23 protein-coding genes are annotated in these 22,277 nt (G+C 43.2%); 21 read left to right on the top strand and 2 right to left on the bottom strand.

The window, feature by feature from the left end; genetic code table 11:
- The first annotated feature begins 68 nt into the window (after positions 1–68).
- The gene (locus ACSQ2E_RS08215; RefSeq protein WP_435990093.1) at positions 69–1,733 is read left to right on the top strand and encodes a glycoside hydrolase family 13 protein; all 1,665 of its coding nucleotides are present in this window, start codon (positions 69–71) and stop codon (positions 1,731–1,733) included.
- A gap of 227 nt (positions 1,734–1,960) precedes the next feature.
- On the top strand, positions 1,961–2,632 hold the full coding sequence (deoC, locus tag ACSQ2E_RS08220) for a deoxyribose-phosphate aldolase (RefSeq protein ID WP_435990094.1): 672 nt from the start codon (positions 1,961–1,963) through the stop codon (positions 2,630–2,632).
- Between the two features lie 30 nt (positions 2,633–2,662).
- Here deoC and ACSQ2E_RS08225 read toward each other — a convergent pair whose 3' ends face one another.
- Positions 2,663–3,595 carry a Na/Pi symporter gene (locus ACSQ2E_RS08225; RefSeq protein ID WP_435990095.1) on the bottom strand — a complete coding sequence of 311 codons (933 nt, stop codon included), beginning with the start codon at positions 3,593–3,595 and terminating at the stop codon, positions 2,663–2,665.
- A gap of 334 nt (positions 3,596–3,929) precedes the next feature.
- On the opposite strand from ACSQ2E_RS08225, the gene rpsU reads away from it, so the two are divergent.
- From rpsU to recO, 15 genes are all read left to right on the top strand, one after another.
- Positions 3,930–4,103, top strand: coding sequence for a 30S ribosomal protein S21 (gene rpsU, locus ACSQ2E_RS08230; RefSeq protein ID WP_032087602.1), 174 nt, complete (start codon positions 3,930–3,932; stop codon positions 4,101–4,103).
- A gap of 14 nt (positions 4,104–4,117) precedes the next feature.
- Complete coding sequence (locus tag ACSQ2E_RS08235; RefSeq protein WP_034757488.1) at positions 4,118–4,564, top strand: GatB/YqeY domain-containing protein; 447 nt, start codon at positions 4,118–4,120, stop codon at positions 4,562–4,564.
- A 201-nt stretch (positions 4,565–4,765) separates the two neighbouring features.
- Positions 4,766–6,049, top strand: coding sequence for an NfeD family protein (locus tag ACSQ2E_RS08240; RefSeq protein WP_435994455.1), 1,284 nt, complete (start codon positions 4,766–4,768; stop codon positions 6,047–6,049).
- A 21-nt stretch (positions 6,050–6,070) separates the two neighbouring features.
- Positions 6,071–7,072: a flotillin-like protein FloA gene (floA, locus tag ACSQ2E_RS08245; protein WP_435990096.1), complete on the top strand. Its 1,002-nt coding sequence runs from the start codon at positions 6,071–6,073 to the stop codon at positions 7,070–7,072.
- 29 nt (positions 7,073–7,101) lie between these two features.
- A complete protein-coding gene (locus tag ACSQ2E_RS08250; protein ID WP_435990097.1) occupies positions 7,102–7,563 on the top strand; it encodes a hypothetical protein in 462 nt (153 codons plus the stop codon).
- 57 nt (positions 7,564–7,620) lie between these two features.
- Complete coding sequence (yqfC, locus tag ACSQ2E_RS08255) at positions 7,621–7,905, top strand: sporulation protein YqfC (protein WP_435990098.1); 285 nt, start codon at positions 7,621–7,623, stop codon at positions 7,903–7,905.
- 11 nt (positions 7,906–7,916) lie between these two features.
- Complete coding sequence (gene yqfD / locus ACSQ2E_RS08260; protein WP_435990099.1) at positions 7,917–9,104, top strand: sporulation protein YqfD; 1,188 nt, start codon at positions 7,917–7,919, stop codon at positions 9,102–9,104.
- A 3-nt stretch (positions 9,105–9,107) separates the two neighbouring features.
- A complete protein-coding gene (locus tag ACSQ2E_RS08265; protein WP_435990100.1) occupies positions 9,108–10,067 on the top strand; it encodes a PhoH family protein in 960 nt (319 codons plus the stop codon).
- Positions 10,068–10,251: 184 nt separating this feature from the next.
- Positions 10,252–12,411 carry an HD family phosphohydrolase gene (locus tag ACSQ2E_RS08270; RefSeq protein ID WP_435990101.1) on the top strand — a complete coding sequence of 720 codons (2,160 nt, stop codon included), beginning with the start codon at positions 10,252–10,254 and terminating at the stop codon, positions 12,409–12,411.
- Between the two features lie 2 nt (positions 12,412–12,413).
- Positions 12,414–12,887: an rRNA maturation RNase YbeY gene (gene ybeY / locus ACSQ2E_RS08275; RefSeq protein WP_435990102.1), complete on the top strand. Its 474-nt coding sequence runs from the start codon at positions 12,414–12,416 to the stop codon at positions 12,885–12,887.
- Entirely contained in the window at positions 12,862–13,254 is a 393-nt protein-coding gene (locus ACSQ2E_RS08280; protein ID WP_435990103.1) for a diacylglycerol kinase family protein, read from the top strand. The genes ybeY and ACSQ2E_RS08280 overlap by 26 nt, the downstream gene beginning before the upstream one ends.
- A gap of 248 nt (positions 13,255–13,502) precedes the next feature.
- Positions 13,503–13,901: a cytidine deaminase gene (locus tag ACSQ2E_RS08285; RefSeq protein ID WP_435990104.1), complete on the top strand. Its 399-nt coding sequence runs from the start codon at positions 13,503–13,505 to the stop codon at positions 13,899–13,901.
- Positions 13,894–14,814, top strand: a complete 921-nt coding sequence (gene era / locus ACSQ2E_RS08290) for a GTPase Era (protein ID WP_435990105.1) — start codon at positions 13,894–13,896, stop codon at positions 14,812–14,814. Before ACSQ2E_RS08285 ends, era begins: the two co-directional genes overlap by 8 nt.
- Before the next feature lie 106 nt (positions 14,815–14,920).
- Positions 14,921–15,064 (top strand): YqzL family protein, encoded by a 144-nt coding sequence (locus ACSQ2E_RS08295; protein ID WP_224519495.1) that lies wholly within the window; start codon positions 14,921–14,923, stop codon positions 15,062–15,064.
- A 45-nt stretch (positions 15,065–15,109) separates the two neighbouring features.
- The gene (recO, locus tag ACSQ2E_RS08300) at positions 15,110–15,862 is read left to right on the top strand and encodes a DNA repair protein RecO (protein ID WP_435990106.1); all 753 of its coding nucleotides are present in this window, start codon (positions 15,110–15,112) and stop codon (positions 15,860–15,862) included.
- Positions 15,863–15,935: 73 nt separating this feature from the next.
- Here recO and ACSQ2E_RS08305 read toward each other — a convergent pair whose 3' ends face one another.
- Positions 15,936–17,309, bottom strand: coding sequence for a glycine--tRNA ligase (locus ACSQ2E_RS08305; RefSeq protein ID WP_224519496.1), 1,374 nt, complete (start codon positions 17,307–17,309; stop codon positions 15,936–15,938).
- A 464-nt stretch (positions 17,310–17,773) separates the two neighbouring features.
- Here ACSQ2E_RS08305 and ACSQ2E_RS08310 point away from each other — a divergent pair, with 464 nt between their 5' ends.
- From ACSQ2E_RS08310 to dnaG, 4 genes are all read left to right on the top strand, one after another.
- On the top strand, positions 17,774–18,400 hold the full coding sequence (locus ACSQ2E_RS08310) for a helix-turn-helix transcriptional regulator (RefSeq protein ID WP_435994457.1): 627 nt from the start codon (positions 17,774–17,776) through the stop codon (positions 18,398–18,400).
- Positions 18,401–18,413: 13 nt separating this feature from the next.
- A complete protein-coding gene (locus tag ACSQ2E_RS08315; protein WP_435994459.1) occupies positions 18,414–19,226 on the top strand; it encodes a pyruvate, water dikinase regulatory protein in 813 nt (270 codons plus the stop codon).
- Positions 19,227–19,937: 711 nt separating this feature from the next.
- Positions 19,938–20,411 carry a YaiI/YqxD family protein gene (locus tag ACSQ2E_RS08320; protein WP_435994461.1) on the top strand — a complete coding sequence of 158 codons (474 nt, stop codon included), beginning with the start codon at positions 19,938–19,940 and terminating at the stop codon, positions 20,409–20,411.
- A gap of 47 nt (positions 20,412–20,458) precedes the next feature.
- Entirely contained in the window at positions 20,459–22,270 is a 1,812-nt protein-coding gene (dnaG, locus tag ACSQ2E_RS08325) for a DNA primase (protein ID WP_435990107.1), read from the top strand.
- Positions 22,271–22,277: the final 7 nt, after the last annotated feature.

The following is a 22,277-nucleotide window of genomic DNA, read 5'->3' on the forward strand; positions in this document are numbered from 1 at the left end:
ACAATAGTGCAAACGATTGCATTAAATGTAAGCGTTTGTATCTTACTATACTTTGATGAGGTGTTACGATGAAAAAGGCATGGCGTAAAGAGGCAGTGGGATACCAAATCTATCCTAGAAGTTTCCAGGATTCAAACGGTGACGGAATCGGGGACTTACAGGGAGTCATTCAGCGTTTGGATTATATTAAAGAGTTAGGGATCGATGTGATTTGGATCTGTCCAATGTACAAATCCCCTAATGACGATAATGGTTATGATATTTCGGATTATCAGGATATCATGGAAGACTTCGGAACGATGAAAGACTTCGACCAATTATTGAAAGAAGTTCATAATAGAGATATGAAACTCATCATAGACCTTGTCCTGAACCATACTAGTGATGAGCACCCTTGGTTTATCGAATCAAAAAGTTCAAAGGACAATCCAAAGCGTGATTGGTATATTTGGAGAGATGGCGTGAAAGGCAAAGAACCGAACAACTGGGAAAGTATTTTCGGGGGATCTGCCTGGCAGTATGATGAAGAAACGGAGCAATACTTCCTCCATGTCTTCTCGACGAAGCAGCCAGATCTGAATTGGGAAAACGAAGAAGTGCGTGAGGTACTATATGATACGGTGAATTGGTGGCTGGATAAAGGAATCGACGGCTTCAGAATCGATGCTATCAGTCATATAAAGAAGCGTGCTGGTCTGCCGGATATGCCGAATCCGAAGAAGGAAAAATACGTTTCTTCCTTTGACATGCATATGAATCAAAAAGGGATCCATACGTTCCTTCAGGAATTCAAGGATCGTACGTATGCCAATTATGACGTGATGTCGGTTGGAGAAGCAAACGGTGTGAAGGCAGATGAAGCGGAACTATGGGTCGGTAAAGAGAACGGAAAGATGGATATGATCTTTCAATTTGAACATCTTGGATTGTGGGATGCGGAAACAAATCCGGTTCTCGACATCGTTGAATTGAAAAAGGTGCTCACTCGTTGGCAAAAAGGGCTGGAAGGAAACGGCTGGAATGCCCTTTTCATCGAAAATCATGATAAAGCCCGTGTTGTTTCGACTTGGGGGAACGACAAGGAGTACTGGAAAGAAAGTGCCACAGCGATGGCAGCCATGTATTTCCTGATGCAGGGGACACCTTTCATCTATCAGGGACAGGAAATCGGAATGACAAACGTTCAATTTCCTTCCATCGAAGATTATGATGATGTAGCCGTGAAAAATCTATACCGTCTAAAACGTGAAGAAGGGGTCCCTCATCAAGATATCATGGAAATCATCTGGGCTTCGTCCCGTGATAACAGCAGAACACCGATGCAATGGTCAGCCGGGGAAAACAGCGGATTCACAAGTGGATCACCTTGGATGAAAGTGAATCCAAACTATAAGACGATCAACGTAGAAGCACAGGAAAAAGATGAAAAGTCCATCCTCAACTTCTACAAGAAAATGATTCAACTTAAGAAAAGGGAAGACGTCTTCACGTACGGAATCTATGATTTGCTGCTTGAAAAAGACAAGCAAATTTATGCCTATACCCGCACAGGAGAAAATACATCCATGGTCGTCATCACAAACCTTTCCACAAAGAACGCCGTTTGTGACCTTGGTAAACTAAACGTATCATCAGAGAACCTTCTATTGAACAACTATGAAGTAGAGAACCATGGGGAGTTAAGCAAGTTGACCCTCAAACCATACGAGGCGAGAGTATACCGACTAAAATAATCGTGTTACACCGCTGTTGATTTCCGTGCAAGACTTCGCTTTCCTCGGGCGGAAGGCGAGCATCTGGAGTGGAAATCCACTACTGCTTGCTTACTGAGAGGCAACCCTTTTGCAGGAATATGAAAAGGTTTTCTTTATTTTGGGAGATACTACAAAGTACTCGTCTTTTTCTCTGTGTTTTGGTATGATAAGAGAGGTACGGACAACTGTTAAAGGAGAGATAATTAATGACTATGAACATTGCAAGTATGATCGATCATACTTTACTTAAACCTGAATCAACAAAAGACCAAGTGGAGGTACTTTGCCAGGAAGCGAAAGAATACAAGTTTGCTTCTGTATGTGTAAATCCTACCTGGGTACAATATTCCAGTGAATTATTAAGCGGTACAGAAGTGAAAGTATGTACGGTGATCGGATTCCCGCTTGGAGCTTCTACACCTGAAACGAAAGCGTTTGAAACAAAAGATGCGATCGAAAAAGGAGCAACGGAAGTCGATATGGTCATCAATATCGGTGCACTAAAAAGCGGCGACCATGAACTAGTAAAACGTGACATTGAAGCGGTCGTTGCAGCATCTAAAGGGAAGGCACTTTCTAAAGTCATCATTGAAACATGTCTTCTGACTGATGAAGAAAAAGTGAAAGCTTGTCAACTTGCTGTGGAAGCGGGAGCGGATTATGTGAAAACATCGACAGGCTTCTCGACTGGCGGAGCAACGGTAGAAGATATCGCTTTAATGAGAAAAACGGTTGGACCTGATATCGGCGTGAAGGCTTCAGGCGGCGTACGCTCCCTTGAAGACGCACAAGCGATGATCGAAGCCGGGGCTACTCGTTTAGGAGCAAGCTCAGGTGTGAAAATTGTCCAAGGTTTAACAAGCGATTCTGATTATTAATAAGATAAAAAAAGCTGAGTGGGTACCCGCTCAGCTTTTTTTATGCAGGTGAACCTTCTCGATTAATCGGGCAAACGAATTGGCGAATGGAAGAACAAGCAGGGAACATATAAGGTTGAATAGGACACTGGCGTGTGCCAGTTGAAGATCAGCAGAACCGGCAAGCGTCTGTACGACTATACCCAACAGAGGGATAAAGGGAATGAAAAGTGCCACTCCCATCACATTTAGCCAGATATGCGCGTATGCCGTCAGCTTGGCTTGGGTGCCGCCTCCGATGCTTGCAATGAAGGCTGTAATACAAGTGCCGACATTTGCACCGAGCATAATAGCTATTCCTGCATGGAGATCAACCGAACCTGCAGCCAGAAACCCCATTGTCACTCCGGTAACGACGGTACTCGATTGTATGATGGCCGTTAACACGCATCCAATCAGTAATGCAAGGACAAGATGTTCATTTACCTGAATCATGTAAGAACGCAAGGACTCGTGCGTCGTCAAAGGCGTTGCAAGCCATTGGATGGCCCGGATCGAGGTGAAGATCAATCCGAAGCCTATAAAGATCATGCCACTGCTTCTGATCTGTGGAGATCTAAAAAAATACAGTACACACCCGATGATCATGGATGGCACAATGAGATAGTTCATATCCAGGGTGAACATTTCAAGGGTGAAAGTAGTCCCGATATTCGAACCAAGCATGATGCCGATGGTTTGACGGAAAGGGATCAGACCGGAGGAAGCAAGTCCCACTGTGAGGACCATGACGGCGGAACTGCTGTGAATGAAGGCGGTGACAATGGTCCCTGTCATGACGCCCTTGACTGGGGTGCTCGTGAGGTAATGAAGCCAAGTCTTGATTTTCTGATTTGCAATATTAAATAGCCCCGACCTGAGCCAGGTCATGCCGAATAAAAAACATAAGATGAAAAAAATAAAAGCGATTCCATGTAAGATCATCGGATTCCTCCTGTATACAAGTACGATTAATACAAATGTATGGGGGAAATCAATCAGACATGCCTATTTAAATGAGTGTTTTATGATAAATTGTTGACCTGACACATATCATATATTATAATGGCAAAGTACATGGATTTCTTTATAATATTAAAGAATCCATCCAAGAAAGACATACACTTTCTGTCCCCTTGTGACAAAAAGACAAGGGCAAAGCCATGACCTATTGGTGAAGTAAAGGACGTCAGAAATCTCTGCGTCTTAAGAAATTGGTACAAACCATTTCTTGACTTGAACATGTAAGTGTAGTGTGTTCGGAGGGAGGGAAAGAGAGATGTCAAAAACAGTTGTTCGTAAAAACGAATCGCTTGAAGATGCTCTTCGTCGCTTCAAACGCTCAGTTTCTAAAACAGGAACTTTACAAGAGTTTAGAAAGCGCGAATTTTATGAAAAGCCAAGCGTAAAACGCAAAAAGAAATCAGAAGCTGCAAGAAAGCGTAAGTTCTAAGAGAGGGTGTAAGTATGAGTCTTCTCAATCGTTTAAATGATGATATGAAACAAGCGATGAAAAATAAAGAAAAAGAGAAGCTTTCCGTTATCCGCATGCTTAAGGCGTCACTTCAAAATGAAGCCATCAAACATGGGAAACAGGAACTCTCTGAAGACGAAGAGTTGACTGTCCTTTCTCGAGAAGTGAAGCAACGGAAAGACTCCCTCCAGGAATTTCAAAACGCCGGTCGCGAAGACCTCGTTGAAAAAATTCAAACAGAACTGACTTACGTCGAAATATATATGCCTAAGCAGCTTTCAGAAGAAGAAGTCTCTGCTATTGTCGAACAGACGGTAGCGGAGGTAGGTGCTACTTCTAAAGCCGATATGGGCAAAGTGATGGGAGCAATCATGCCTAAATTAAAAGGGAAAGCCGATGGAGCTCTCGTCAACAAACTTGTTCTTCAACATCTATCATAAGATTAAAGAAACCGGAAAGCTTGATGCTTTCCGGTTTTTTTAAAATCATTTTCAGGTGGAACAGGTGACTCGATCCATTATTAATAACATATTTTTTCAAAAAGATGAAACTTTAATAGTAGGTCATCCGTACATAAAGTATCAAGGAATATTACCTGAAACGAGGGGGTTAAGTTGAGAAGAAGTATACTTGTATTATTGATGCTGATTCTGGGGGGCACCTTTGTCCAACCGCTGATCAGTTCTGCCGCGAATTCGGATAAGGTATACGTTATTCCCATTCAAAAAGAGGTGGAAAGGGGACTTCATGCATTTTTGGAAAGAGCGATTAAAGATGCGGAAGACGACAATGCGGAACTGATCATTTTCGATATTGATACCCCTGGGGGACTGGTGGATGCCGCGGGCGATATCGGGCAGCTCCTTGATGGAATCGATGTAAAAACGATTGCATTTGTAAACGACCATGCTTTGTCTGCGGGGGCGTTCATTTCCCTCCATGCAGATGAGATCTATATGGTCCCGAATGGACAGATGGGTGCTGCAGCGGTCATTGATCAGGAGGGGAATGCGGCTGATAAGAAAGCCCAGAGCTACTGGCTGTCTGCCATGAAAAGTGCCGCTGAATCAAATGGGAGAGATCCTCAATATGCTCTGGCCATGGCAGATGAGTCCCTTGTCATAGAAGAGCTGGGGATTGAAAAAGGTGAACTATTGACGCTGGGATCAAAGGAAGCGAAGGAAATCGGTTATTCCGAAGGGACAGTCAAGAACCTCGATGAGTTGTATGAAACGCTTGGAGTGGATAAATCCTCTGTGAATCGGGTGGATGAAACGTTCGCGGAAAAACTCGCCCGCTTCATCACGAATCCTGTCGTTGTCCCCATTCTTTTATCCCTGGCAAGCATCGGGCTGATTGTGGAGCTCTATTCACCCGGTTTTGGAATTGCCGGTTCTATCGGCTTGATTTCCCTTGTATTATTCTTTTATGGACACTTGGTTGCAGGGCTTGCGGGATATGAAACCATCGTTCTTTTCGTCATTGGCATCATTCTCATCGTCGCGGAGTTCTTCCTCCCAGGCGGGCTTGCGGGCGTCCTTGGTATAGGAGCGATCGTTGCAAGTATTATGTTGGCTGGGGGCGATATGATGCAAATGGGGGTATCAGTTCTGATTGCTTTATTAATTGCCGTTGCGACAGTGATTATCTTTGTAAAGGTGTTTGGTAAAAAAATGAAATTTTTCAACAAAATCATTTTAAATGATTCCACCAGCACAGAAAGCGGATATGTATCAAATGCGAATCGATTGGATTTGATCGGAAGAATGGGTGTGACCAAGACACCTTTAAGGCCATCCGGTACCGTGATCGTGGATGATGAAAGAATCGATGCGGTTACAGAAGGCGGCTTTATTAAAGCAGGTGAAAAGGTTAAGATTGTGAAGGTGGAAGGTTCAAGGATTGTTGTAAGAGACATTTCATAATACTTTAGGAGGTAAGAAAATATGGTTATAGGACCAAGTTCGATTCTACTGCTCGTTGCGATTGTGGTGGGCATTATCGTTTTAGCTATATTATTTACATTTGTACCTGTCATGCTGTGGATTTCAGCAATCGCGGCAGGGGTCAGGATCAGCATTTTCACACTTGTGGGGATGAGGCTTAGACGTGTTATACCAAGCCGTATCATCAATCCGCTGATTAAAGCTCATAAAGCGGGGATTACGGTAACGATCAACCAGCTGGAGAGTCACTATCTTGCTGGAGGTAATGTAGACCGGGTGGTCAATGCACTGATTGCTGCTCATCGTGCAAATATTGAATTGTCTTTCGAACGCTGTGCTGCGATCGACCTTGCAGGTCGTGACGTGCTTGAAGCCGTTCAGATGAGTGTTAACCCTAAAGTGATCGAAACACCGTTCATCGCGGGTGTGGCCATGGATGGGATCGAAGTGAAGGCCAAGGCGCGAATTACGGTCCGTGCGAATATCGACCGCCTTGTCGGTGGTGCCGGTGAAGAAACGATCGTTGCCCGTGTTGGGGAAGGGATTGTATCAACGATCGGTTCATCCGACAATCACAAAAAGGTATTGGAAAACCCGGATTTGATTTCTCAGACAGTCCTCTCAAAAGGTCTGGACGCAGGTACGGCATTTGAGATACTCTCGATTGATATTGCGGATGTTGATATCGGCAAGAATATCGGAGCGGAACTGCAAACAGAACAAGCAGAAGCGGACAAGAACATTGCCCAAGCGAAAGCGGAAGAACGAAGAGCGATGGCCGTTGCCAATGAGCAGGAAATGAAAGCAAGGGTAGAAGAAATGAGAGCGAAAGTGGTGGAAGCGGAAGCAGAAGTACCTCTTGCCATGGCTGAAGCACTCAGGTCAGGTAACATCGGTGTGATGGACTATATGAACTTGAAGAATATCGATGCCGATACAGAAATGAGAGACTCGATCGGAAAGCTGACAGGGGATAAAAAAGATCCGAAGAGTGATAAGTAATCTCCCTTTTTTCAGAAAGGAGGATCTCCATGGAATCATTGATCGTTTTAGTAATGATTGGGATCATCACATCCATATTCAATAAAGTGAAACAGCCTCCTTCCAATAAACCTGTGAGGCATAAGCCAATTCAAACGGCCTCTCCCGCTTCTCCCGAGCCTGTTGGAAGAGGCAGGGAAAGAGTGGAGAGGGAACGAAGCGTACGGAGGGAACCAAGGTCATATAAAGAGCCTGTAAAAGAGGCCGTTTCTTCCATTCAAAACCGTTTCGAAGACAAAAAGAGGGAGGCAGACTCTACTTATTCCAGCCTTCAGAAACAAGAAGAACGATATTCAAGGAAACTTGAAGCCCACCAGAACCGGGCAAAGAAGATTCGGGATGACTCGGGTCTGATCCTTGATTTCAAAAATGAAGATGATATCGTTAAAGGATTTATTTTTTCAGAGGTGTTCGGTCCTCCGAAATCAAAAAAACGCCATCATCAAAAATAAAAGTGATGAACCCCCTTTTCATTTCATACATATGAGATGAAAGGGGGTTCTTTTTTTATGGCGAAAAGCTTTTTGCACCAGATGCGAAAATGGATGACACAGAAAATGGATTTACCCGAAGATGTCATGATGGACCTTCCTCGCGTCACAATGATTGGACAAATTCATATCTATATAGAAAATCACCGGGGTCTGTTGACCTTCACAGATCGGGAGGTGCGGCTTGTGCTTAAACAGGGTCAACTGTTAATAAAAGGGGAGCAATTTGTCATCAAGATGATCCTTCCGGAAGAAATTCTCCTTCAGGGGAAGATCGTAGAAGTGATCTATTTAGAACAATAGGAGGGACGGATTTGAAGAATCAATGGTTCACCTTTCTGAGGGGAAAGGTATTAGTCAAAATAGAAGGCAGATTAGTCGAGCGGGTCATCAATCAATTGCTCAGGGCTGGTATCACCATATGGAATGTGAAGAGAGCGGGAACGGAAACCATCACCTTTTACTTATCCTTAGAAGATGTACATAACTTCCGAAGAGCGGTTCGGGCATCCGAGTGTAAAGTGACATTTCTAAGAGGTCAGGGGGTTCCTTTTCTATTCAAAAGATCACTGAAAAATTCGGGTTTCATGATTGGTGGACTGGCATTCTTCGTCATCGTATTCCTTCTTTCCAATATGGTGTGGGGCATAGAGATTAAAGGTGCGTCACCTCAAACTGAGCACAGTATACGAAAGGAACTGGAGGAGATGGGGGTTTCAAAGGGGAAGATGCAGTTCTCCATCCCCGATGTAGAGAACATTCAGCGTGAGTTATCCTACAGGATGGATAATATCACGTGGGTAGGCGTGGAGTTGCAAGGGACAACCTTTCACTTTCAAGTGGTGGAAAAGAATGCCCCTGTTCCACCTGAATCAACAGGCCTTCAGCATATTGTAGCCAAAAAGAAAGCCATCATCACGGATATGTTTGTAGAAGAAGGGGATCCCCAGGTAAACGTCAATGATTACGTCAATAAAGGACAGCTCCTTGTATCGGGTCTGATCGGGAATGAAAAGGAGCCGAAAGGGGTCTCGGCGAAAGCGAAGATACTGGGGGAAACATGGTATAAGACATCGGTTGAACTCCCGCTGAAGTCACGCTTTATCGTGTTCAGCGGAAACGAGAAAAGAAAACATTATCTTGGGTTCGGTTCAATGAATATTCAGGTATGGGGATTCGGGAAAACGGAATTTAAGGACGTCGTTGTGGAAGAAACGAAAAAGCCACTGCGTTTTTTGAAATGGGAGCTACCAGTTTATTATATTGACCGAAGCATGAAAGAGAAAGAGGACGTGGAGAGAACCTATACAAAATCCGAAGCAATCATGGCTGCGAAAAAGCTTGCCAAAAGTAACCTGGAATCCTCCCTCCCTGAAGATGCAGAAATAAGAGGGGGAAAAATTTTGCAAGAAAAGGTGGAGAATGGTAAAGTTAGGGTAACCATTCACTTCAAAGTAATAGAAAATATTGCAGAAGGACAACCACTTATTCAAGGAGACTAACGAATGTCAGATGAAATCTTAATGAAATTACAACTTGAAAACCCCAATGAAGCCCTCGCTTTGTTCGGTGTTTCAGATTCCCACCTTAAATTAATAGAACAGGAATTACACGTTTCGATCGTAACAAGAGGCGAAGAGTTGCTGGTTTCAGGTAAAGAAGAAGATGTAAGTCTCGCCGTTGATATTTCTGATCGACTGGTGGCTGTGATCCGTAAAGGGATCAATATCGGCCAGCGTGATGTCCATTATGCCATAGAAATGGGCAGACAAGGGACGCTTGAATATTTTACAGAGTTGTACAATGAAGAGATTACAAAGAACGCGAAAGGTAAATCCATACGGGTAAAAACCTTGGGGCAGCGCCAGTACATCCAATCCATCAAGAAGCATGATATGGTGTTCGGGATCGGGCCAGCCGGAACAGGGAAGACCTATTTAGCCGTTGTCATGGCTGTACATGCCTTAAAGAATGGGCAGGTCAAAAAGATCATCCTGACGAGGCCGGCTGTGGAAGCAGGTGAAAGCCTAGGGTTCCTTCCAGGTGACTTGAAAGAGAAGGTGGACCCTTATCTCAGACCCCTATATGATGCCCTGCATGATGTGCTGGGAGCAGAGCATACCGCCCGCCTGATTGAGAGGGGTACCATCGAAATCGCGCCTCTTGCATATATGAGGGGCCGTACACTCGATGATGCGTTCGTGATCCTTGATGAGGCCCAGAATACAACGAAGGCACAAATGAAAATGTTCCTGACAAGGCTCGGCTTTGATTCCAAGATGATTATCACTGGAGACCGTTCCCAGGTAGATCTGCCAAGGGGCAGCGAGTCAGGATTGATTTCTTCTGAACGGATTTTAAAAGATGTTAAAGGAGTGTCGTTCATTTACCTCGATCAAGCCGATGTAGTCCGTCATCCGTTGGTCGCGAAAATTATCGATGCCTATGAAACAATCGAAAAATAGACAAAGAGAGATTGATCCAGTTGATCCATGCCGCCATCATAAGATCCGGCCTGGCCGTGGATCAATCTTTTTTGTTAGGCAATACATAGATAAATAAGTCAAAAACTGTTATGATTTTACATAATTACTAAATGCCTTTACATATGGCTATCTGAAATTGTTTATACACAACAGGGGGTTCTTTATGCAAACTCACCCATTTCTACTCAAAATAAGGAGCTTTCTCAGCTACCGATTATTTACCAATCTCTTATTTGTGCTTCTCGGCATCATTGTTTTCGGTGTCCTGTATGGAAATGTGAAACCGAAAACGCTGGATATTAATTTATATGAAGATGCCCCCACTACGATAAGAGCTCCTAAGAAATTCGTCGATAAGGAGGCCACTGCCAAGAAGAAGGAAGAAGCAAAGGCAGAAGTGGCAAGTGTATATACACCCAAGGAAGGGGCGATCGATAACTCTACTTCATTGATTCACTCTCTGTTGGAAAGTGTAAATGAAGTGAAAAATGAGTCGAAACAGCAGGCGGGGGAAGAGGAAGATTTAAAACCGCCACCAAGTACCAATATAAATGATCAGCTAAAGCTTCTGAAAGCTAAATTGCCGAAGGATAAAAATAATAATGTCACCAACAGTCTGAGTGATGACGTGTTAAAAACGCTTCTTGAGGCGTCAGAAGATGACTTGTCCCGTGTAGAGACCATCGTTACCACACAAATGAAAATCATCATGGAAAACGGGGTGAAAGAGGAAGAATTAAATGAAGCGAAATTGAATTTGGAACAACGGATCACCAACTACTCATTTAATGGTGATTTATCCACCGCTGCCGTTAAACTGGGGAAAGTTGCCATTGAGCCGACGCTATTCTACGATGCTGAAAAAACGGATGAGTTAAAGAAGCTCGCCGAGGCAAACGTGGAAAAGGTTGAAATTATTGAAGGTGGCGTCATCGTTGAAGACGGGGAGCTGATCACACCTAAAACATACAGCATCCTGAAGAATCTGGGGATGGTTGAGGACACATTTTCCTTCAGGCCATATGTCGGACTGGCACTCTTCGTCCTTGTTGTGATAAGTTCACTCTATTATTTCTTCTACACACTTGAAGTCACCGAGGAAAGAAAGCAAAATTACTTGATCCTCACAAGTATCGTTTTTGTCATATCACTCTTGATCATGAAGATCGTAGGACTGATGGAGCAGCTGGAAATCAATGATATTGCCTTCATATTCCCGGCGGCGTTCACGGGTATGATATTGAGGATCCTACTGAATGAACGGATTGCCATGATGATGGTTTTCATCCTTTCTGCCTGCTCGAGTATCGTGTTTCACCAGCAGTTCTCCGGATCCATCGATATCGAAATTGCGATTTATACGTTATTCAGTGGTGTATCAGGAATTCTTTTCCTTGTAAGCCGAAATCAGCGATCGAATATTTTAAGGGCTGGGATTTACGTAGCACTTGTCAATATCCTGATCCTTGGATTTTTAATCCTATTAAGCGGTACTTCCTATTCGAATAGCGAATATGTGTATTATATAGTGTTTGCCTTGGTATCGGGTATCATGTCTTCTATCCTCACGATCGGTTTCCTCCCGTTTTTTGAAGCGGGATTCGGGATTCTTTCATCCATGAGACTGGTCGAGCTTTCAAGTCCTACACAACCGTTATTGAAGAAACTGTTGACTGATGCGCCGGGGACCTATCATCACAGTGTCATGGTGGCGAACCTTGCGGAAGCCGCGTGTGAAGCCATCGGGGCCAACGGGTTACTCGCCAGGGTCGGATGCTACTATCATGATGTAGGGAAGTCCAAACGTCCGCATTTCTTTATTGAAAATCAGCTGAATATGGGCAATCCCCATGACCGGGTCTCGCCTGAAACAAGCCGGGATGTTATTATTAGTCATGCTTCAGATGGAGCCCGGATGCTCCGGAAACATAAATTGCCAAAGGAAATCGTCGACATCGCCGAGCAGCATCACGGTACGACACTGTTGAAATTTTTCTATTATAAGGCAAAAGAACAAGGGAAAGATGTTAAGGAAGAAGAATACCGCTATCCGGGTCCTAAACCTCAGACGAGGGAAGCGGCTGTCATCAGCATTGCGGATAGTGTAGAAGCGGCTGTCAGGTCGAAGAAATCACCAACCCAGGAAGAAATTCAAAAGCTTGTCCATTCGATTGTACAAGACCGCCTCCAGGACGGGCAGTTTAACGAATGTGATATTTCATTAAAGCAATTAGAGACAGTAAAGAGGTCTCTATGTGAAACGTTGAATGGAATCTTCCATCCACGGATCGAGTACCCCGAACTTCAAGCAAAAGGAGAATAGGCATGACTTTATTAATCGACTTTATTGACGAAACAGAAACCGTATCCGAGGAACAGACACAGCTGGTTCAAAATATCCTGAACTTTGCTGCAGAACAAGAGGGAATCGAGGATGAAAGCGAAGTGTCCGTGACCTTTGTGACCAACGACCGAATCCAGGAAATCAACCGGGAATACCGGGCAAAGGATCAGCCCACGGATGTGATTTCATTTGCCCTTGAAGAGCTGGGGGAGGATGAGGTGGAAATCATAGGGGCAGGGATTCCCCGCGTTCTCGGGGATATCATCATTTCCATTGACCGAACTAAAGAACAGGCGGAAGAATACAACCATTCCGTATCCCGTGAACTTGGTTTTCTTGCCCTTCATGGCTTCCTTCATTTATTAGGGTACGATCATATGGAAGAAGAAGAGGAAAAGAAGATGTTCACGAGACAAAAGGACATTTTAGATGAATATGGACTCAAAAGAGACTAAATTCGGCTTATTCCGGTTCTTAAAATCCTTTGGATATGCAGCGGAAGGAATGAAGTCTGTCTGGGCGACGGAACAGAACTTCAGAATTCATTCTTTCGCAGGGATTGTCGTTTTCCTCCTTGCTTACCTGCTCTCTGTATCCGCCATGGAATGGGTCATACTGATCATCCTTGTCTTTTCCGTGCTTGCTCTTGAAACGATGAATACAGCCATTGAAAAGGCGGTCGATCTTACCATAGAAGGGTATCATCCTCTTGCGAAGGCTGCGAAGGATCTGGCTTCAGCTTCGGTTCTTCTCTTCGCAATCTGTACTGCGATCGTAGGAACCATCATCTTTCTTCCAAAGCTTTTGGAACTGATTCCCTGATCTGAAAAAAAGCATTGTAAGACCGCAAAATAAAGGCTGCAGGGAAGAAAATAAGCGATTTCTTCCCTGCAGCCTTTAATTCATTTGAAAACGTTCTTATACTTGTATAGAATAAGTGGAGCAAAGAACAAAATTGATAAATAGTTTGAATTATCTAACTATTTTATTACAAAATGATAACAGCCCATTTTCTTTTATGAAAATTGTAGTAAAATGAATGTGTAAGGGTTAAAAGGAGAGTTAAATCAATGAATGCAGAACAATTGATACAAGAAGCTAAACTAGCGAGGGAAAAAGCATACGTACCCTATAGTAAATTCAAGGTGGGAGCGGCACTTCTGTCAAAGGACGGTAAGGTCTATCACGGATGCAATATTGAAAATGCAGCGTACAGCATGTGTAACTGTGCTGAACGGACTGCGTTATTCAAGGCGTACTCAGAAGGCGATACAGACTATTCGATGATTGCGGTTGTGGCCGACACGGCAAGACCTGTTCCACCATGCGGGGCATGCCGGCAAGTCATTTCAGAACTTTGCCCGAAAGAAATGAAAGTCGTATTGACGAACCTGTCGGGCGATGTAGAAGAATTAACCGTAGCAGAACTATTACCAGGAGCTTTTTCACCGGAGGATCTAAATGAGTAATAATATCAGTAACACCGAATACAAATCAGGCTTTATCTCCATCATTGGAAGACCTAATGTAGGGAAATCCACTTTTCTGAACCGGGTCATCGGTCAAAAGATTGCCATTATGAGTGATAAGCCCCAGACGACACGCAACAAAGTCCAAGGAGTTTATACGACAGATGATGCCCAGATGATATTCATCGACACTCCTGGAATTCACAAACCGAAACATAAACTGGGAGACTTCATGATGAAGATTGCTCAGAACACTTTAAAAGAAGTGGACGTCATATTATTCATGGTGAACGTCGAAGAAGGATTGGGAAAAGGAGATCACTTCATCATAGAGAAGTTGAAAGGTGTAAAGACACCGGTCTACCTCATTCTTAATAAGATTGACCAGATCCATCCAGACGCCTTACTGCCTATGATTAAACAATACAATGACCTGTTCCCGTTTGCGGCGACTGTCCCGATTTCAGCACTCGAAGGAAACAACGTGGACCAGCTGCTGCATTTACTGAAGGATCAACTACCGGAAGGGCCTCAATTTTATCCTGCAGATCAGATTACCGATCATCCAGAACGTTTTATCGTATCAGAACTGATCCGGGAAAAGGTTCTGCACCTGACACGGGAAGAGATTCCGCACAGTATCGCAGTCGTGATCGACAAGATGGAGAGAAAAGAAGAAAAGGACCTCATTGACGTCATCGCCACCATCATTGTAGAGAGAGATTCCCAAAAGGGGATTGTCATCGGCAAGCAGGGTTCCATGCTCAAAGAAGTCGGAAAGCGCTCGCGTTTAGATATTGAGAACCTGTTGGGATCAAAGGTTTACCTCGAAATATGGGTGAAGGTACAGAAGGATTGGCGTAACCGATCTGCAAACCTCCGTGACTTTGGCTTCAGCGACGACGAATATTGATAATTAACAATATTTAGGCCACATGTTTTAGAGAGAAAATGCTCATTCTAATCACAAGAAAGCTTATGAAGTCTTGCTAGTTTAAATCCAGAAAGGTGGGTTTTTTATGTTAGACTTAACATGGAAATTTTTTTCGCAGACAGGAAGTATAGACACCTATCTCCTTTTTAAGGAGCTTGAAAAGGAATCATTTGAAGATCCTTACAGCTTTGAAGAAGAAACAGCGGAAGTAGATTTTCCTTTAACGTGATAAGTTTGTCATCACCCGGGAAAGTAGAGATCGGGAGGTGGCTAAATGCTGCAGAAGTGTGAAGGAATTGTCATTCGAACCAACCATTACGGTGAGTCGAACAAAATTGTTACCATATATACACGGGAATTCGGAAAGATTGGATTGATGGCTAGAGGGGCAAAGAAACCTAATAGCCGTCTATCCGCCATTTCACAATTGTTTACATATGGTTATTTCCTTTTTATTAAAGGAAGTGGGCTGGGTACCCTTCAACAGGGAGAGATGGCAGAGTCCCTGAGGCATGTGAGGGAGGATCTGTTTAAGACAGCTTACGCTACTTACATCGTGGACCTCCTTGATAAAGCGACGGAGGACCGAAAGCCGAACCCCTTCCTGTTTGAATTGCTTTACAAGACTCTTCACTACTTGAATGAAGACTATGACCCGGAAATCCTGATGCATATTTTTGAAATGAAGATGCTCCCTGTAATGGGGTTGTATCCTCACTTGAATGGATGTGCTGTATGTGGGGAGACCGATGGTGAATTCGCTTTTTCCTTTAAAGAAAATGGATTCATCTGTCATCGCTGTTTAAGTGAAGACCCACATCATTTACCGATCTCACAAAGCACTGTGAAGCTTCTCAGGGTATTTTACTATTTCGACCTCAATCGATTGGGAAATATATCGGTGAAAGATGAAACGAAAAGTCAGTTGAAGCGGGTAATCAGGACTTATTACGATGAAAACTCTGGTCTGACATTAAAATCCAGGAGGTTTCTTGACCAAATGGATAACCTTAAGGACTTATTCTAGTTTTATAGATGCTGCTTGTGATATAGAAAGGCCCATTCACATTTGTGAATGGGCCTGATTTTTTTAAAAAATTTTAGAATTTAATTTTCTCCTGCAAGAATGATTTCACTTCACTGATTGGCATTCTTACTTGATCCATTGTGTCACGGTCACGTACGGTTACTTGGCCGTCTTCTACAGAGTCAAAGTCAAATGTGATACAGAATGGTGTACCGATTTCGTCCTGGCGGCGGTAACGTTTCCCGATGGATGCCGTTTCGTCGAAGTCGATCATAAGATCTTGAGAAAGCTCTTCGTACACTTTGAATGCGTCATCGGAAAGCTTTTTCGAAAGTGGCAGGACAGCCGCTTTGAACGGAGCCAGTGCAGGGTGAAAACGTAATACGGTACGTGAATCGTTCTCGAGTTCTTCTTCTTCGAACGCATCGCATAGGAATGCAAGGGTTACCCGATCAGCCCCAAGGGAAGGCTCGATGCAGTATGGTACATATTTTTCATTCGTTTGTGGATCCATATAGTGGAAGTCCTCATTTGAATGTTCCATATGACGCTTCAGGTCGAAGTCTGTACGATCTGCCACACCCCAAAGCTCACCCCAGCCAAACGGGAATTTGTATTCGATATCCGTTGTCGCGTTGCTGTAATGGGATAATTCATCTTGATCATGATCACGCAGTCTCATATTGTCTTCGCTCATTCCAAGATTCAGTAACCAGTTTTTACAGAATTCGCGCCAGTACGAGAACCACTCAAGGTCTTCACCAGGTTTGCAGAAGAATTCCAGCTCCATCTGTTCGAATTCACGGGTTCTGAATGTGAAATTACCAGGAGTGATTTCATTTCGGAAGCTTTTACCTACTTGCGCAATACCAAAAGGCATTTTCTTACGCATGGATCGCTGAACGTTTTTGAAGTTTACAAAGATCCCCTGTGCTGTTTCGGGACGTAAATAAATTTCATTTGTAGAAGATTCCGTAACTCCCTGATGCGTTTTGAACATAAGATCAAATTGGCGGATATCCGTGAAATCGTGGCTTCCGCAATCAGGACACGCAATATCATGCTCTTTGATGATTTCTTCCATTTTCTCGAATGAAAGACCGTCGACGATCATCTCGATACCTTTTGCTTCCAAGGCGTTTTCGATGATTTTGTCTGCACGGTGGCGTGTCTTACATTGCTTACAGTCGATCATCGGATCATTGAAGTTTCCAACGTGCCCGGAAGCTACCCATGTTTGCGGATTCATCAGGATACTTGCATCAAGGCCCACATTATAAGGGGACTCCTGTACAAATTTTTTCCACCATGCTTTTTTAATATTGTTTTTCAACTCTACACCAAGCGGGCCGTAATCCCATGTGTTCGCAAGTCCTCCATATATTTCTGAACCGGGGAAAACAAACCCTCTGTGCTTTGCTAAGTTGACTACTTGTTCCATTGACATATAAGTCACTCCTTTTCATTATTTATGTAAATAAAAAAGCTCGTCCTTAGGCGCTTGAGGCCTAGGGACGAGCTTGTTACTCGCGGTTCCACCCTAGTTGATATACATAAATGTATACCCACTTTAAAAACGGTAATTAGCTCCGGATTGCCGTCTCCATGCCATCTGGGCTTTCACTGTCCCCAGTCGCTTATCAGTTAGCAAGGATTATTGATCCATCATAGCCTTATTGGTTATAAGATGAAGACATTTTACCATGATAAAGAAATAAAAACAACTAATGATTTTGAGAAGAGAAAAGATTTGAAGTTTTGTTCAAAAGAAGATACTCTTTGTAAAGTGAATTTCAGCTATAGGTTGTCACGAATGGATGATAATATGCTCTTTTCATTTTGGTTAAATAGTATATAATATTTAATATAAAGTATAACATAAATTGTTAAACCGTTAGGTGGTGAGTAACAATCGAACTTAATAAGCGTCAAGAACGTATTCTGCAAATAGTGAAAGACAACGGACCTATCACTGGTGAACATATTGCGGATCAATTAAATTTAACCAGGGCGACTCTAAGACCCGATCTTGCCATCCTGACCATGGCAGGTTACTTGGATGCCCGTCCGAGGGTAGGGTATTTCTATACAGGGAAAACAGGGACACAGCTGTTGACGGAGAACCTGAACAAAATATTCGTCAAGGATTATCAATCGATTCCGGTTGTGGTGAATGAAAATGTTTCCGTGTATGATGCCATCGTAACGATGTTTCTGGAAGATGTGGGAACATTGTTTGTAGTGGACGCCAATACATACTTAGTGGGTGTCCTGTCCCGTAAAGATCTTTTGAGAGCGAGTATCGGTAAGCAGGAACTCAGTACATTGCCGGTGAATATTATTATGACAAGGATGCCCAATATCACGGTTTGTGAAAAAGATGACCAGCTGATCGGTGTGGCGAAGGACTTGATTCATAAGCAAATCGACTCTGTCCCCGTGATTAAAAAGACCGAAAATGGTGATTTAGAAGTCATCGGCAGGATTACGAAGACCAATATAACAAAAGCATTTGTTGCGTTGGCAGATGAATATTAGAAGGTGGTGAACGATCGTGAAAGAACCGATCATCTATGTAGTATCCGACTCGGTCGGTGAGACTGCAGAATTAGTCACAAAAGCGGCGATTAGCCAATTCAATGGTTCCAATACGGTCATTAAACGCTTTCCGTATATAGAGGACACCGAACATATCGATGAAGTGATTTCCTTGGCAAAGCTCAATCAGGGGTTGATTGTGTACACCCTTGTAAAGCCGGATATGCGTGCTTACATTAAAGAACAATCTGAAAAGGAAGAGCTCTATGCATTTGATATCATCGGTCCATTAATGGACAAATTTCAATCTTCCTACCAAAGGGAACCGTTGTTTGAACCAGGGACTGTCAGAAAGCTTGATGACGACTACTTCAAGAAGGTGGAAGCCATTGAATTTGCCGTCAAATACGATGATGGGCGTGACCCGAGGGGCATACTCAGGGCGGATATTGTTCTTGTCGGGGTGTCCAGGACGTCAAAAACACCTCTGTCGCAATACCTTGCACTGAAAAGGATCAAAGTGGCGAATGTTCCACTTGTACCGGAAGTAGATCCCCCTGAAGAATTATTTATGGTTTCACCCAAGAAATGCTTCGGATTAAAAATCAGCCCGGAGAAGCTGAATACGATCCGCAGGGAAAGATTAAAGTCTCTCGGTCTGAACGATCAGGCAAGCTACGCGAATATAAAACGTATAGAAGACGAACTGAAGTATTTTGAAAAAATAACGGACCGCATCGGCTGTCACGTCATCGACGTAACCAACAAAGCCGTCGAAGAAACAGCCAATGTCATCACAAATATTTACCAAAAAGCCAACGATTGATCGGCGGTCATTCGAATGACCGTGTACATAAAAAGATGATTCCCCCTAAAAAACGGAGGAATCATCTTTTATTTAGGCCATTTTCATAAACCAGAACTATTAGCAATATTTAAAATCGATATTTTCTGCAATTGGAGAATGATGGGTTGATTAAATTGACAATCTGTTTAGTTTTAGTGAAAAACTATCCTTTGAAAGTTGATTGGAGCGGAAGGTGCTCGACTCCTGCGGGAAACAACGAAAAGCGGAGGCGGCTTGCTCAGCCCCGACAAGCATAAGATGAATGGGCCGGGAAGGCGTTTTTTGCCTTCTTGGACCATTTAGCTTATGACCTCGAGGGGCTAGCCGCCGGAGCTGGACAAGGGTAGGGCACCACTTGCAGCCGAGGAGGCTCACCGCCAGCCCCGCGGAAAGCGAGCACCTGGAGCGGAAATCAACCACCACTCGCTTTTTTGTAAACAAAGTTTGATGAATTTCAAAGCATAAACAAAAACCTAAAGGAATTAAGTTTTAATAGTGGTCAAACTTGTCCGATTATACTATAATAAAAAATTGTGATAAAAATATTTAAAATAGGTTTAGACTAAACTCTTAAGGAATAAACTAATTATTGTGATATGTCAAGTCTCATCTGAGTTAAAATTCGACAATTTTAATCAAATCTCTGGGAAAGTTCTAAAAAGAGAGAAGGATAATACGGAGTGATGTAGAATAGTTAGTAATAGCGAACATAACCCTACCGTATATGTAGATGCGGATGCCTGTCCGGTAAAACAGGAAATTATTAAAATAACAAGAGGTTATGGCTTTAAAATCATTTTTGTTGCTTCCCATGCCCACAGGAAGAACACACCTGATGAAGGTGAATGGGTATATGTGGATAGTTCGAAAGAAGCGGCAGACTTATACATCATGAATCATGTAAAGGCAGGAGATGTCCTGGTGACACAGGACATAGGGCTTGCAAGTCTGGTATTACCGAAAAAAGTTTATGCCATCTCTCCCAGGGGAAAAGCCTACAGGGAAGAGAGTATTGTCACGGCACTCGATTATCGGTATGTCGCAGCCAAAGAACGCAGGAGAGGCAACTATGGTAAAGGTCCCAAGCCTTTTACAAATGAAGACAGAGAAACATTTTGTACGTCCTTCGATAAAATCTTGTCGGAAATTGCAGGAGAATCGTAATAAGTACAGAATGGATTAAGAGGGTAAATAAAAACAGGTGATAGAGTATGTCTGAAAGAATCCCTGAAGATAAGTTAAATAAAATTTTAACGTCAACCGATATTGTCGATGTTGTCAGTGATTATGTACAACTGAAAAAGCAGGGCAGAAATTATTTTGGTTTATGTCCGTTCCATGGAGAAAATACTCCATCTTTTTCTGTTTCTCCCGACAAGCAAATTTTTCATTGCTTTGGATGTGGTGCAGGAGGAAATGCATTTACGTTTCTCATGGATGTAGACGGCCTCAACTTCCTTGAAGCGGCTCAAAAGCTGGGATCAAGAGTCGGCGAAGAAATTTCCATCCAAACCCCTTCTTCGGATCAACCGCTTCCTCCTCAAGAGGATGAGAAGCAAATGATGGAAGCTCACAGCTTATTAAGTAAATTTTACCATCATCTCCTTCTGAATACAAAGGAAGGTCAGGAAGCATTGGAATATCTACTTGCAAGGGGCTTTACAACGGAAAGCATCACGAAATTCCAGATTGGATGGTCGCTCCCAAGTTGGGATTTCACGGTCAAGTTCTTGGAAAAGAGAGGTTACTCCCTCGAACTGATGGAAGCCGCGGGTTTACTCGTGAGAAGGGAAAGGGACGATTCCTTCCTCGATCGCTTCAGGGGAAGAATCATGTTTCCGATTGTGGATACAAAAGGGAATACTGTTGCATTTTCTGGCAGGACGATCGATGCGGATGACCAGCCTAAATACTTAAATAGTCCTGAAACGAAGATCTTTAATAAAAGCAGCATCCTTTATCATTATCATGATGCACGATCCATGATTAGAAGGAAACAGCAGGCGATATTATTTGAAGGGTTCGCAGATGTTATTTCATCAAGCGAAGCCGGGGTTGAAAACGGGGTAGCCACCATGGGTACTTCTTTGACGGAACAGCAAATAGGCCTGTTAAAGCGATTAACGGATTCCATTATCATTTGTTACGATGGTGACTCTGCCGGAGTGGAAGCCGCATTCAGAGCCGGGAAGCTTCTTCATAAGCATCAGTTGGACATACGCGTAGCCGTGATACCTGAACAATTAGACCCTGATGACTACATCACCAAATATGGTCCAGAAAGATTTCAACAGGATGTAATAGGGGCAAGTTTGACGTTCATGGCGTTTAAGCTTCGGTATTATAAACTGAATAAAAACTTAAATGATGAAGGAGATCGGCTTAAGTATATAGAAGACATACTTAAGGAAATTACTCAATTAAGTAAAGCGGTTGAAAAGGATTATTATTTAAGATACCTGGCAGATGAGTTTGAACTATCGTTAGAGGCTCTTCAACAACAGCTATCTGAATTGCAAGGTCCGGAAAACCGCGTTGCTAAACCACCTAAACAGGTCGGTATGCCAGGGAATTTCAAACAGCCCACACAGTCCAGGCTGCTGCCTGCATACCAAACCGCTGAGCGAAGATTGATTGCTTACATGCTGAAGGATCCGAATATCGCTTATAAGATTCAGGAGTGGCTTGCAGGCACGAACCTCAATATTGATGAGCATCAGGCTATTATTACTTATTTATTGGGTTATTATGAAGAAGGTCTGCCTCCAAGTGCCAGTTCGTTTATCGGATATCTTCCCGATGAAAGGCTCAGAAGGATCGTGACGGATATCGAAATGATGTCCATTAGCGAGGAAAGTACGGATCAGGAATTGACAGATTACGTTAACCAGGTGTTAAAACATCAAAAGATGTTGAGAATAAAAGAAAAAGAAGTGGAAAGAAAAGAAGCGGAAAGACTAAAGGATTACAGGCAGGAAGCCCAAATAGCAATGGAAATCTTACAGCTGCGTAAGTCTCTATAAAGTTTTG

The sequence above is a fragment of the Rossellomorea sp. LjRoot5 genome, assembly GCF_964253455.1.
Taxonomy (GTDB): Bacteria; Bacillota; Bacilli; order Bacillales; family Bacillaceae_B; genus Rossellomorea.